Source organism: Salmonirosea aquatica (assembly GCF_009296315.1).
Lineage (GTDB): Bacteria > Bacteroidota > Bacteroidia > Cytophagales > Spirosomataceae > Salmonirosea > Salmonirosea aquatica.
Window position 1 is genome coordinate 5148955 of record NZ_WHLY01000002.1, and the last position, 14382, is coordinate 5163336.

At 51.9% G+C, this 14382-nt stretch carries 8 protein-coding genes; all 8 read right to left on the reverse strand.

Annotation, left to right across the window (positions count from 1 at the left end):
* Window positions 1–6: 6 nt before the first annotated feature.
* Window positions 7–2463 (reverse strand): glycoside hydrolase family 95 protein, encoded by a 2457-nt coding sequence (locus GBK04_RS22290; RefSeq protein WP_152763522.1) that lies wholly within the window; start codon window positions 2461–2463, stop codon window positions 7–9.
* 127 nt (window positions 2464–2590) lie between these two features.
* Entirely contained in the window at window positions 2591–3646 is a 1056-nt protein-coding gene (locus GBK04_RS22295) for a glycoside hydrolase family 43 protein (RefSeq protein WP_373331223.1), read from the reverse strand.
* A gap of 377 nt (window positions 3647–4023) precedes the next feature.
* Complete coding sequence (locus GBK04_RS22300) at window positions 4024–5526, reverse strand: sulfatase family protein (protein WP_152763524.1); 1503 nt, start codon at window positions 5524–5526, stop codon at window positions 4024–4026.
* 50 nt (window positions 5527–5576) lie between these two features.
* On the reverse strand, window positions 5577–8195 hold the full coding sequence (locus tag GBK04_RS22305; protein WP_152763526.1) for an alkaline phosphatase D family protein: 2619 nt from the start codon (window positions 8193–8195) through the stop codon (window positions 5577–5579).
* 261 nt (window positions 8196–8456) lie between these two features.
* Window positions 8457–9788 carry a polysaccharide pyruvyl transferase family protein gene (locus GBK04_RS22310; protein ID WP_152763528.1) on the reverse strand — a complete coding sequence of 444 codons (1332 nt, stop codon included), beginning with the start codon at window positions 9786–9788 and terminating at the stop codon, window positions 8457–8459.
* A gap of 180 nt (window positions 9789–9968) precedes the next feature.
* Window positions 9969–11630: a glycosyltransferase family protein gene (locus GBK04_RS22315; RefSeq protein WP_152763530.1), complete on the reverse strand. Its 1662-nt coding sequence runs from the start codon at window positions 11628–11630 to the stop codon at window positions 9969–9971.
* Between the two features lie 194 nt (window positions 11631–11824).
* The gene (locus tag GBK04_RS22320) at window positions 11825–12976 is read right to left on the reverse strand and encodes a hypothetical protein (RefSeq protein WP_152763532.1); all 1152 of its coding nucleotides are present in this window, start codon (window positions 12974–12976) and stop codon (window positions 11825–11827) included.
* A 17-nt stretch (window positions 12977–12993) separates the two neighbouring features.
* On the reverse strand, window positions 12994–14367 hold the full coding sequence (locus tag GBK04_RS22325) for an FAD-dependent oxidoreductase (protein ID WP_373331224.1): 1374 nt from the start codon (window positions 14365–14367) through the stop codon (window positions 12994–12996).
* Between the last annotated feature and the right edge of the window lie 15 nt (window positions 14368–14382).

Sequence of the window (14382 nt, forward strand, 5' to 3'; positions counted from 1 at the left end):
ATTGGGTTATTGGGCTATCAGCGTGTATACTTTTCCGGCCTGGGTGGGCAGATCGTATACCAAGGTGGCTTTCAGATTGGGTTCGGATAAATCAGCGGAGGGAGCTATAATGGGAGCGGGCGTTTCGGGCAGCTGATAAAAAGGATTAGTATTGCTTCCGTCGGCCGCTTTAAGAGTACCTTCCCTTACAGCCAAAGCATTGGGTACCCGCAAACGCAGATTCCCGCCCAGGGTTGATTTGATTTTAACCTGCGTCAACTGGCCTTCCTTCCACGCCATGCTTTCAACTTCAAATCCGCCCAAAGCCCGTATGCCACTGATACGACCGGCGGACCATACATCCGGCAGGGCCGGTAACAAATGCACGGCCCCGTCGGCACTTTGCACGAGCATCTCGGTAATGCCCGAAGTGCAGCCAAAGTTGCCGTCGATCTGAAACGGTGGGTGCGCATCGAACAGGTTATTGTAAGTACCTCCACCGCCCGGATTGGTACCCAGCGGGGACAACTGACGTTGAATCAGAGCGTAGGCGTGATTCCCGTCCTGCAGACGAGCCCACCAGTTGACTTTCCAGCCCATGCTCCATCCCGTGGATACATCACCCCGTTGTAACAGCGTAGTGCGGGCGGCACTGAATAGCTTGGGCGTACGGTAGGCTGAAATCTGGTTAGAGGGGAAAAGTCCGTACAAATGCGACACGTGCCGGTGGTGATCCTCGGGGTCATCTACATCGTCCAGCCACTCCTGCAACTGCCCATGCTGCCCGATGTGCATGGGGGCTAATTGGCTGCGCATCTGTTTGAGCGTATCCGTAAAGCTGGCGTCTTTTTTCAGTAGTTCAGCCGCGCGGATGACCGTGCTGAAGGCATCGAATACAATTTGATTGTCCATGGTAGTACCGGCATCCAGCGACGAACCGGCGTGGGCCTTGGGGGCATTTTCGGGCGAACTACCCGGATTTACCACCAGCCAGGGGTAGTTGGGATGCTTCACCAAAAAATCCACGTAGAACATGGCGGCTCCTTTCAGTACCGGATAAACGGAGGCCAGGTAGGTTTTATCACCGCCATACAGGTAATGTTCCCAGAGGTGTTGCGCGGTCCAGCCGCCGCCCGCGGTCCACATGCCCCAAAAGGCACCGTCGATGGCCCCCGTCGTCCGCCAGATGTCAGTGTTATGATGTGCCATCCAGCCTCTTGCCCCGTACATCGTTTTGGCCGTTTCCTGTCCGGTTACCGACAGTTCTTTGACCATCGTTAAAAAAGGCTCGTGCAGCTCGGCCAGGTTGGTCCGTTCGGCCGGCCAGTAGTTCATCTCGGCGTTGATATTGATGGTGTATTTGCTGTCCCAGGGCGGGCGCATTTTATTGTTCCAGATCCCCTGTAGATTGGCGGGTTGGCCGCCGGGTTGGGAGGCCGAAATCAACAGGTACCTTCCGTACTGGTAATATAGTGTTACCAGCGCCGGGTCGTTGGTATTCCGGAAGTTTTGCAGCCGCTGGTCGATGGGCAAGTTGGCCGCCTCGGTGGTACCCAAGTCGAAGCTTACCCGGTTGAAGTACTTCTGGTACGCCAGCTGATGCTGCTTCTGGATCGACTCGAACGATTTAGGGTAGACCTTATCCAAATAAGACGCGGCCCGGGCGGCAGCATCGCCGCTGAGATCCTTATAATTATTGAAGTTGGTGGCAATGGAAATGTAAATCGTAGCCTTGTTCGCTTTGGTCACGGTGAGCGAAGTATCATTGGATATCTGGGTACCTCCTTCGGTTTTGATACGGGTGATTCCTTCAAAATTCACCTTTCCTTCGACTCCCTCGTGGTCGGAGGTAGTACCGGCGAGGATCAGTTCGCGGTCCGGTGTAGTTTTAATTGAAGCTTTCTTGTGAAGCGTGGAATAGGATGCTGTAAAAGAAATACTGCCGGGTTTGCTGGCGGTCAGTTGCATGAAGATGACGCGGTCGGGCAGCGACGCCAGGATTTCCCGCGTATACTTCACGCCGTCTACGGTATAAGTCGTTTTGGCGACCGCTTTTTCTAAATCCAATTCCCGATAGTACTCAGAAAAGTTTTCGTGCCCTTCGAAACGGAGCAGTAAGTTGCCAACGGGCTGAAACATTTGCCCGTGCGACTTTTTGGTAATGATGGTTTTGTTGGCCAGCTGCTCGGCATCCTTCTGCTTACCATCGAATATCAGCTGACGGATTTCGGGCAACGAAGCCAACGCCGCCGGATTATCGTTCCGGTTGGGACTTCCGCTCCAGACGGTATGCTCATTGAGCTGAATCGTTTCATCCTCCACGTTTCCATACACCATCGCGCCCAACCGACCATTGCCAATGGGTAAGGCATTTTCCCACGTTTTGCCGGACGGCTGATCGTACCATAATTTTAGACCGGAACTCGTTTGTGAGTAGCCGACATGGTATAAGTTCAGGAAAACGATGCACCACAGTTTTTTCATGAGTTAGCGTAATTGTCAGCAGTTTTGAATAAAATTTTATTCAAAACTATCGAATTAAAAATAGCCTCAAAGGCTCAGGCACTCGTAGGCCGTCTTCTCCCGCCGCAACCCGTGGAGGATAAAGTGATCAGGGTTTGATCAATTCCAGGCTTCCGTCGGGTTTGCGCTTCAATTCCCACACCTTGATGTTGCGCAAATGCGTCTTGCCCGACCGCTCCACGTCGTGGTAGAAGATGTACCACCTGCCCTTGAACTCGATGATGGAGTGGTGGGTCGTCCAGCCAGTAACCGGCTCCATGAAGGTACCCTGGTAGGTGAAGGGGCCGTAGGGCGAGTCGCTGGTGGCGTAGGCCAGGAAGTGGGTGTCGCCGGTGGAGTAGGAGAAGTAGTACCTGCCCTGGTACTTGTGCATCCAGGCCCCCTCGAAGAAGCGCCGGTCGTGATCGCCCGCCAGCAGCGGCTTGCCGTTTTTATCCAGGATCTGCACATCCCTGACCGGTTCGGCGAAGGTGAGCATATCATTGCTCATGCGAACTACCTTAGCACTGAGCGCAGGCTCGTTGTCTTTGCCCAGATCCGTCTTCAGCGAGGCGTTGTACTCCCCGGTATGCCAGCGCTGGAGCTGCCCGCCCCAGATACCCCCGAAGTACATGTAGGTGGTACCGTCCGTGTCGGTGAACACCGCCGGGTCGATGCTGAAGCTGCCGGGAATGGGAGCAGGTTCGGCTTTGAAGGGGCCCGTGGGCGATTTGCTGGTGGCTACGCCGATGCGGAACACATCCTGCTTATCCTTTACCGGAAAGTAGAGGTAGTATGTATCGTTTTTATACGCCGCATCAGGGGCCCACATCTGACGACCCGCCCAGGGTACGTCCTTGATGTCGAGGGCCACGCCGTGGTCGGTGACCTTGCCATCGATTTTGTCCATGGAATACACATGGTAATCCCTCATATCGAAGTGGCCGCCCTCATCATCCTGTGGTACGTTGGCTTCGATGTCGTGCGAGGGATAAATATAAATCTTCCCGTTGAAGACGTGGGCCGAAGGGTCGGCCGTGTACAGGTCGGTGACCAGGGGTTTGGGACTGGCCGGGGTAGTGGTATTCTGGCAAACACCACCTACTGCACTGAAACTAGCCCAGGCAAGAATTGATATCAGTTTTCTATTATAAGAAATCATCATTTTTAGGTTCGTATAAATCGTGGTGCCTTATAAGTATTGCCTGCCTACCCACCTGTTTAAAAAAATATTTCAAACAATTTGTGAAGAAAGCAAACGTGTATATTTGACACATAAGGATTAGTGTCAAATATACACATATTTGTTAATTATCATTATCCCAGTAAAAAAAAATATTTTACTGGGACAGGTTATCGTATTGAAATGATTTTACGTCTTCTGATGCCTTACATTTTACAATATGCTCGCCTGTAAAATGTAGGGTAGGTTTTCGCGTACCGAACCTATGTTTTTGCAGCTTTTTTCATAGTAACATGAACATGCAGGAAGTCAAAATGTAGGTAAAGCCTGAGTAGCTTTCCATAGGATAAGTAAGTAGTTTACCGAATCTTTTGGTCCGGTAGCGCCGATTTGATACCCTCGTCCAGAGGCATCCGATCAGGCTCCGCTCCGGTCTCTTTCAGTAACCGGGCCAATTCGGCATTCAATTCATCGCGTTTTCCGGCGTAAGCAGGGTTGTCTATGAGATTTTTATTCTCGCCGGGGTCATTGGTGAGGTGGTAAAGCTCAGCCATGTGCTGGTCTGTCGAGCCATTGCCGGTGGGGTAGTGAATGTACTTCCAATCGTCGGTGCGTACGCCGCGTACGTTGGGCGTGTAGGGGAACTGTTTTTCGTAATTGTACTCATAAAACCACGCCTTGCGCCAGTGGGTAGTGTCGCCCTGGACCAAGCGCTTGAACGACTGTCCGTGGATGTTTTTCAGTGCCGGGGCGCCGCACAATTCCAGAATCGTAGGAGCGATGTCCAGCGTCAGTACCTGCTTGCTAACCATTACGGGCTGATCGATGGGAGTCAGGCCCGGATACCGCACGACCAACGGAATCCGGATGCTGGGCTCGTGCATAGTGCGCTTATCCACCATGCCGTGCTCGCCGTTGAGCAGGCCGTTGTCGGAGGTAAACACAAAAATGGTATTGTCCAGCTCACCTGATTCTTTCAATGTTTTGTATAATTCTCCCACACTGTCATCAACGGAAAGAATGGTACCCCAGTAAGCGTGAATCATAGCCTCAAAATCCTTGACAGCCTCGGCTGAGGAGTCCGGGAATTGCTTGCGCCAGTCGAACAGAGGCCCGTAAATGCCGTGCCAGGTAGTCAACCGTTGCCTGATCCACTCGGGCTTGTCGTCCAGTTCAAAAGCGCTGGCCGGGTAGGGAATGCGAACGTCGTTGAACGTCCCTGCGTACTTGGGTTCGGGAGTGTAAAAGCTGTGGGGAGCCTTGTGGCCCAGAATGAGCATAAATGGTTTAGTGCGGGGCTTTTTCAACCACTCGTCTGCCATTTGGGTGACCACCGTAGTATAGTACCCCTTGATTTCCTTGCTACCGGCCCCATTGATATTGAACTCCGTGTCCCAATATTTCCCCTGGCCCTTGTGGGTCACGAAATAATCGAAGCCGGGGCGCGGATTGTCGTTGTCTTCACCCATGTGCCATTTGCCGATGTATGCGGTTTCGTAGCCGGCATCCTGTAATATCCGCGGAAAACTGGGCAGATCCACGGGGTACTCGGTGAAATTGTTGACCACGCCATGCGCGTGCGCGTATTGCCCGCTCAGGATGGAGGCCCGGCTGGGGGAGCAGAGCGAGGTAGTACAAAAATAGTTTTTGAAGAAGACACCTTCTTGGGCCAGCTTGTCAATATGGGGCGTTTTCAGGTGAGGGTTTCCTGCAAAACTCAGGGCATCCCAGCGCTGGTCGTCCGTCAAAATGACGATGACGTTGGGTTGTTTGGTGGTCTCTTTTTTGTCACAACTGCCAAAAGCCAAAGGTAGGGCCAGGGTGAAACTGATTTTGAATGCTACTTGAAAGAGTCTTCTCATCTTATTTAGCGTAAACCCGACAATGCGGAACAAATAAAGTACTGGCTGCGCTATCCGAGTGTTACGCGCAGAGGTTTTCCGTTTCTTTCGGTGCGAATTCCCTTAAACTCTTTCCACACATCCCGGTCGGGCTCGCCGACGCGTACGGTGTACTTGCCTTTCTCAAAAACCGGAGGGCGGAAACTATTTCCCTTGATCCGTAACGTATACTCGATCTCGTTCGTAGTTTCATTCACAACCTGCACCACTGCGTTGGTCTGGTCATTGACCTCGACCTGAGGCAGATAGGCATAGGGTTTGCGGCCGTAGTTGTCGTACTGGTTGACGGTGATCGGCCAGCCGTCATACTGGCTGTCAGCGGTAGGATTGGCAGGGTCGGCGCTGCGTTTCCAGCATTCAAACGTAATCTGCCGATCCTCCGGATCGATTTTCACGATACCGTATCCCGTAGCGCGGTCGTGGATAATGGCCGGACGGAGGCCGGTAAGCCGTGGACTGGCCGCCGCGTGTACGGTGATTTTATTCTTAAATCCATCTTCAAAACGTCCCGTATAGGCGGGCTGCCCCGGCAGTGGCTCGTGATTGGCGGGTAGGGTAGGCCACCAGCGCCGTGGGAAGATGTTGTTCAGGGCGGGACCTGCAAAAGCAAAGCCTGCGTCATCGTGGGTATCCACGCCGTACCGAATGACCGAGCCAATGTGCTGATCTCCGGCCAGGTGCAGGGCGAATCCCCGGCGGATGATATCCACGGCCTTGTTGCGTTTGCTGTGGGGCCAGCCGTTGGAATCCATATCCCGGGTAGGGTAATCCCCTTCGACATACTCACCGGGTTTGGGTATAGGTAGGGTAGGTACGGCCGAGTCGCCTGTAGAGTTTTTGGGTAGGGTAGCCAATGTACAGAAGTTTGTCTGCGAGAGCAGGATTTTCATGCGGGCCCCATGCTTCCAGTCGGTGACCCATTCCTGAAGAAATTTCTCCTGCCGAGGCCCGAGCAACTCGGCCTGGGGGGCACTGAGGTAACGCTCGTCCTTAAAATCCAGATTGGTGATGAAGCCATTCTGGATACCCGCCGCGGCGGGAAATATATTCTTGGGGGCCGATTTGAACTTCCGGTCTTCAATGATTGCAAAACTCAGCGGTCCCCAGTTCCAGTGGGTGTAGTACACATCTATACCCTGTTTTACGGGGGTAGGGTCATAGGGATCGGGCAGGTGGCTGGTCTGGGTGTGATCCACCATCTTTACCCAATCAGGATGCATTTTGTAGCCCCCTGAATCCTGGCGGATATAGGCCGAGCCTTCGGGGATGGCGGCCTTGCCCCCTTCGCCCCACACATTGCCGTGGTACACGTCGTGGTCGTCGGGAATGGTGATGCAGGGTACATGGCGGAACACATCGCGGTAGGACCAGCCGAACTGCTGCCACTTGCGCATGTAGTCCAGAATAGAGCGATCCAGCGTGGAGGCCTCCACGCCGAAACCACCGGAAACCTCATAAAACTGGTCGCCCAAGAACAAGGCGGCATCGATGGTATGATACAGCATACTGGCGCGCAGATCATTATCCGGAAATCCGTGGTCGGTATTGCAACTAAACAGCCCGAGCCAGATAGGCTTGTCGACAGCGGGAGCCGGGGCGATGCTTCCTTCATAGTAATAAGGAAGGGGCTGGTTGTTGTGATCCAGCAACGGATAGGTGAGCCGGTAAGCAACCGGCGAACTGGCTTGCCAATCAGTCAGTCGGAATGCCGCAATACGACTGACGGGATCTACGGCACTAGTGGCGGTTTTTTTCCAGGTACCCCCCTCCTTCAGTTCAAGTACCACTTCACCACCGGCGGTACCCACGGGCGCACAGAGCGCCGAGAGCTTTACGGTACCATTGTGCAGGGTATACTGGGCAAAGTACAGTGGACCATAGGTTTGCTCAGGGTTGGAAATTACTTTGGTACCCTCTACCCGCCAGTTTTCAAACCGGGCGCTGGGGGCGAATTCCTGCTGTTGCGGGGTATTGCCATGGCTGACCAGGGCCAGTCCGCCCAGAAGGTCGGCGGCAGGTACCTGACCGATCGAGGTCTCCGCTACTGGTTTTTCATCATCCCGCAGGCGTAGGATCAAACTGTATTGGTTATTTCCAGCAGGTTCGCCCTTGATTTCAAAGGTCAGGGTTTTTGAAAGTACGTCGGCTGGTAGCGTCGAGTCCATGCTTTTCTCACCCACTACCCACTTGCCATCGGCCCGCACGCCCAGAAGCAATCCCTTTCCATAGATTGCCGCCGACCGGTAATCGTCGATAGGGCCTTTACTGCCAATCCGAACACCCAATGTGTCGGAGGGGTCGTCCCGGTTGAGGAATCGCAGATCCGTACTAATCGAAAAATCTCCACGCTCCGAACCCAGGGAGTGGGTGAGCAGGGCCACTGAACGATTACGACCGCGCACAATGCATTCCAGACCGCCGTCGTGTAAGTGCCAGTCCTGCAATCGATTGGCCCATAGGCTCTCGCCCACCCAGGTACGGTTGGGTAGGGTATGCCAGTTGCTGGCGTAGGCAACCGAGGCGTTGTTTTCTTGTGAGGGCGAGGTGTCTTTTGTCAGAGAGGTCGGCGGAAGCACCGAAAGACTGGCCGAAGCCAGCAGCGAATTTTCAAGAAAAGTACGGCGTTTCATGCAGAGAGAAAGATTAAACGGTTGTTTCGAACGGGTTTTCCGTTTAAAAACAAAATGTAGAACGAGGATCTGAATCAGCTTCGGCCATTGGGATAAGGCTGTCGTATGAGGGTTACTTTACCCTTGTCACAAAAAAGGCAGTAAAATGACTTTTTACTGCCTTCTATTACCGACATATTGAAAATTTTCCCACTAGGGTACCCTTAAGTAAGTACCCGACTCCCCGTACCGAAATGTTTTTTTATTAATGTGAAAATACAACTAGGGAGAGGGGAGTTTCTTTTTTAGAAGATTCATGGTGGCCTTTTGCCTGATTTCGACGAACTTCTGTCCCCGTGCGGCCTTTTTCCGTGCGGCCACGGGATCTTGAGCCATGGCGAGTACGGCCGGCACGTAGCGGGCGATGTCCTCTTCTTTATCAAAGTCGAAAAGCCATTCGTCCATTCCAATGTCGTGCCACATAAAACCCTTGCTGGTCTGCTCGGCAAAACGACCCACAATGGCCGGAATGCCATTGCCAAGGCACATGATGGGCGAATGCATCTCTAACCCAAAAATCCCCGCCGAACGAAGGTAGGTACTTACAGCCTCATCCGTAAGCCAGTAGTGGTCGCGCCACACGACCTTGGATTTTACGTCGTCAGGTAGCTTATCCAGCAATATCTGTCTGCCCAGCTTAACCTGGGTTTCGTCTTCGGGACAAATCAGGATTTTCATCGGCGTCTGCCGGACGACAGCCACGATAGCTTCGCGCAGGGGCGCGTTGTCGTGCTCGCGCATAGCTTCATTGCGGGCATTTTTCTTTTCGTCCAAAGTCCGGTTTTTGCTCGGAATCTCCCACCACGGCGTCAGACGGTTGCGGGGAATGACGCACATGAATTTCCCATCTTCCAGGCCATGCTCCTTCATGAAAGCATCGGCGGCGGGGTCGTTGCGCAAATCCACCGCGAAGGCCCCGTCGGGGCAAAATTCCATGATGGGGTTATGGACGCCCAGCTTTTTGGCCAGATCCAGCGAAACCGAATCGCGGAAAAAGGCAAAAGCCGCGGCATTGAGCAGTTCGATATCGAGTGGATTGGCCTGTACCATCTCTTTCGGATCGTCGCTGTATACGCCCGGAAACGTAATGCCGTACACCCCGAACGGCTTGCCCGTTTCCTTATGCCATCGCTGGACGTCGCTGCGGGCGACGAGGGAAGGTCCGGAGCCGTGGAGCAGGAAATCGCATTCGTGCAAGGCCCGGCCCACGGCCTCTTTGTCGGCATTGGTGAAAATCTCCAGCATCGGAAAGCGTTTCGCCAGCATTTCCCGTACGCCGTTACCTACATCGGAAGCCCACAATCGCACGTTGACTTCAGGTAGGTACTTTTCCAATAAATTCAATACGCCCGGGGTATGTCCAATATCGCCGATGTTGACCGTTTGCCAGGACGAGCGAAGGACGAGTTCTTTTTTTGCCTTGGAAGATGATCCCTTGGCGCTTGACGCCAGCGAATCCAGGCTCAGGAGTGTGGCCGTAAGCAGAGGGATTGAAGTGAGGAAGTTGCGGCGGCTGGAATTTTCGATCCGTATTTGAGGAAGTGAATTTTTCATATTGATTTTAAGGAAATGACCTTCAATTATAGGTTTTGAGATGTGGTTTCATTTTATCACACTGGATGAACATGCAGATGACGCCCTTGTCGATTGTATATTTTATTGCCGTTACAGGTTAGAACTTGGATCAGTAGCATTCTACTATAAGGGCTTTAGAGTTAAGATATAACCAATATGCTAATCTGGAAATGTAGTTTCCGGCAATTTGAAGAGGTATACGTTCACGTCAGAATCAGTATTTTCTGGTGGATATACTTTTTCGCCCTTCCCAAAAATTGACAGGTACTTCAATACTTTACCGGCCGCATCGACCTTGTGGTAGTACCAATCGGGTTGCTTTTCTATATCGCCTATTTTCATGCCGTTGTAGGGTTTATAAAGGTACCACAGTCTGTTATGGCCGGGTAGGTGTTGAAAATCAACGCCCAAATTCTTAAAGTAACTATCGAAGTCGCTGGATACCAACCGAACATCGCTGCCATAGATCGTGTTAAAATGAAAATCGTAAGCCTCTTCGTAGTAGCGAAAAGAGGGGAGATTATTCCAGTATACGTACACTACGTCACCAGGCCGGTAATTTTTTTGCAAATATTGCATGGCTTCCCGTTGCCGGGATTTTTTATAGTCACCGAATAAATCCGGGTTGATCAATTGTCTGGCCGAATTCATCAATGGGGCGGCCAACAATGCCAGCATGACCAGGTTTTTAACGAATGGATTGGAAAAATGAAACTCAACGCTTTCAATACCCTTGGCAACCACAAGAACGAAAATGGGCGCCAGAAACACCGTCAGCCGCTCACTCAAAGGATAAAATTCCAACGCTGATGCCACCAGCGCCATCAGGACGGGCATGGCAAACAAGAGGAAGATTCGTTTTTCATACCGTAATAGCCTCAACGCTCCCCATGCACCAATCAAAGCAGGAAGAAGCGGCATCCGGGCCAAAAAACGGGCGGCGTCAGAAAAGGGGTAGGTATAATTCAAATCAAACCAAGTAAGCCCCAGCGGATAATGTAAAAGTGAGTAGGTCTGCCGGAGGGGCCATACTAATTCATGGATTGAATGCGGCGGCAAAGGCCAAAACGCTTCCCGGTTTCGCCAGAATTGAACAAGCCATGTTTCTTCGGGGTACCTGCGGATAAAAAGCGTATACACTATTCCAAAGCTAATGAACCATATTCCAAACGGAATGGCTCGCTGGGTAAGCAGCCTCCAATTTTTCGTTCGAAGGTCTGTCAGCGAAACGGCAATCCCGATCCCAGCAAGTACAAATAAAGAAGAAAAAGAAAACCACAAAATGATCGCCCCACCCACTGCCCAGAGTACCATCGGTTGAAGCGACCGGGCCGCATGGTAGCGTGCATACAGATACAGGCAGAGCACAGTGGAAAGAAACTCCGTTCCGTATTGTTTTACTTCTACCGCATGATATACCAAAGGAGGCGCAAATGCTACTATGGCTAATGCGGTTACCTGGCTACGGCTGGTTTTTAGGAAATATTTTGCCACGGGTACAGACAGAAACATGGAAACAACACCTCCCAGCAAAGAAACCAGGCGGAGTGCCATTTCTTTGTTATTGAAACACAGGATACTGGCCCTGACCAACCACAGAAAGCCAAGGGGAGCACGCTGTTGATATTCCAGGGGCTGAGAGGCTAGTTGGGTAAAGTTCATGTGGATCAGGCTGGATGCCAGGAATACTTCGTCTTCCCACAAAGAACGATTATCCAAATAGTGAAACAAACGCAACAGAATCCCACAGCCAATCAGGATAGGAATGGTTAATGAGTTGGTGCTGAGGCGATCAATGAGGTGGTGGGAGTGCTTAGCCATAGAAAACTTCCTTCTCAGAAATTGCGTGGCCTTTCCGGAGGATCGACTGCCATCGATCAGGTAGGTTCAATTCGATAGTAGTATTACTTATCCTAAAGAACGGTTGGTACTTGCAGCAGAAACGAGGGACCAGATTGCCGGGGAGAAATATACAATTTTCTGCTGACCATCAATCTATTTTCTGCTAGAATGAATCATTTCTGTAACCTGTGATACTTAGTAAGTTTACCTTTAACTTCCGCATCCTCAGGATTGATTCTTGTCAAGAAAGAATAGGCCTTATTGGAAACAAATGAATTCTCTACCAGGAGAAGATCGGACACCCTACGGCAGGTTTCGGCATCGGTAATGTTGTGGCGAAGAAACAGATCCAGAATATTGGAAACAAGCTGACCATTAAAGGAAATGAGGTTTTTTGCCAATTCCTTCCGGACTCTTTCAGTAATCGGAGATGCCTCGTCGAGCTTCGCGAGCAGAAGCTTTTGAGTACTGTAATTAGTTTGCAGAAATTTCTGAACCAGGATAGCCTGCAAAGTATCCGATTTGAGGTCGGTCGGAGAAATCGAGTTCAGTGCCCTCTCGGTGAGGTTGTAGTTGGTGTCGCTTATGCAGGCCAGGACGGAACGTTGCAAAGTGGGGGTAGGTTGAATAAACCCGTTGATATGGTTTAAAGCCCACAGCTTGTCACTTAGATGCGAACTGTTCAGGATAAGCTGGATGAGTTCGGGCGTGAGTTTCTGGCAGGTTAGAGTTTCTGCCTTCTGCTTAGCCGTACCGTACACGAGATGCCAGAGTTTGTAGGTCGTGAAAGCAGCGCCCTCGACTACATGCTCCAGTACATTGGCCGAAGTAGCCCCCGACACCGCATCCACCTTTTCGTAAGTTGAATCCGCTTTGGGGACGATCTCGTTGTAGTGGAAATTGGCCAGGGCCGACAAGGAATCGGTCAGGATGGCGTGGAGGCGCTGGTATTCTTTCTCCGTAAAAGGTTCGTGGTCGTACTTGCTGAGGAATTCTTTCTCGGGTAGTTCAAAGCCCAGGTACCGACCCGTGACGTTCCAGCGCAACGTGATATCCAGCGGCCGGCATTTATTGTCAAAACAGACCCCAGTCCGCAAGTGCCGGGCGTAGCTGATGGGGTACCCTTCCTTCGACAAGTACTGGACCAGGGTGTCATTAGCGATGTCGTCGCCGAAATCCAGTACATGGTAAACGGTCGTGTCAACCGGGAGTGGCAGGGTAGGGGGATGGGAATACCGAATCCTGCCGGAAGGGTAGTGCCCCGACAGGATCAGTATCCCGATAAAAAGGAAAACGGACGTTCTGGTGATGGTGTTTGAAGCCATTTCTTGAAACAAAAGTACTACACCAAACCCGGCACAATGCCCCCGTGCGATTCGATAAGGTTTTTGAGCTCGCCGAAAGGTACCTCCAGCGGCGTAGTACCATGCGTGTGCGCCAGTACGGCTGCCGCCGCAGCGGCCTGTCCCATGCCCATCGAAGATGCCTGTACCCGCAAAGCCGAGTTGGCCAGCCGGTCGCTGCTGACACAACGTCCCGCCACAATGAGGTTTCGGCTGTTTTTAGGTACCAGCGCCCGCAAAGGAATGGTAGGTACCACGCCTTCGTTCAGGTGTTTGGGAATGATGCCTTTCTCGTCGTGCAAGTCGATGGGGTAGTAAGAATACGAAACAGCGTCATCGAACATCTTACCCGTCACGTAATCTTCGTGCGAAATCTGGTAATGACCGTCGATCCGGTAGGTTTCCCGCACGGCGGTTTCGTTCTGGACATCGATGATTTTCAATTTTTCCAGATTGGGCAAAGTACGCAGGAAACGCACCGTATTCAGCAGCGAGGCCCGGCCTTTGATATTGGCCAGCGTATGTGATTCCGAGGTAGTAGAATCGGCCCCCATCACGTGGCTGATGTTATCGCCCCGGCTTTTCAGCAACCCAATTACATTGTTGCGGAACTCGTACTTGTCGAGGGTACCTTTTTTGATTTCTTCCTGGTACTTTTCCCTGATCAGATTCAGGTCAAGTTTCTCGAAATCATACCCGCCAATCTGAAACATCAGGGAGCCTGGCTGCGTGACCTCCTCCCGAAGTACCGGGTACCCGGCCAAGGTTGTGGCGAAGGCGTTACCGGTACAGTCGATCAGCTGATTGCACTGGATTTCGGTGTTGATTCCTTTTCCTATCGTTTCCACCAGCCAGCCATTTTTCTGGGGCGTTATTTTGGTAGGTGTTTCATAGAAACGGATATGTACCCCCGCCTGCACGCATTTCTCCTCGATGAGCATCGCGTAAAGCTGACCATTGAGCCGTACCTGGTGCCGGGGGTGATTCTTGCCGTGAGGAATAGAAAAATTGGGTAGAACGTCGTCGTTCAGATCCACGGCTTCTTTGACAAGCTCCCAGCCAATGCCGGAAATGACCTGCTTGCCCCAGGCAAAAAAGATCCCCGGATAAGCCACGCCGCCGGTGGTGGTGGTACCTCCCAACTGGCTGACGTTCTCGACCAGAATCGTTTTTTTGCCGGCCCTCCCCGCCTGAATAGCGGCGATGACACCAGCTGTGCCGCCGCCGATCACCAGAATATCGGTTTTCAGCGTCTGCTTTTTGATAGAATAATAGACATTCACGGGTACCTCTTTCTCTTTGAGCAAAAAGTCTTTCGATGATATACCCAGCGAGATGGAGCCGAGTGAAGCCAGGGCTGAGCGTCTTTTCATTTTTGTCATAATTCT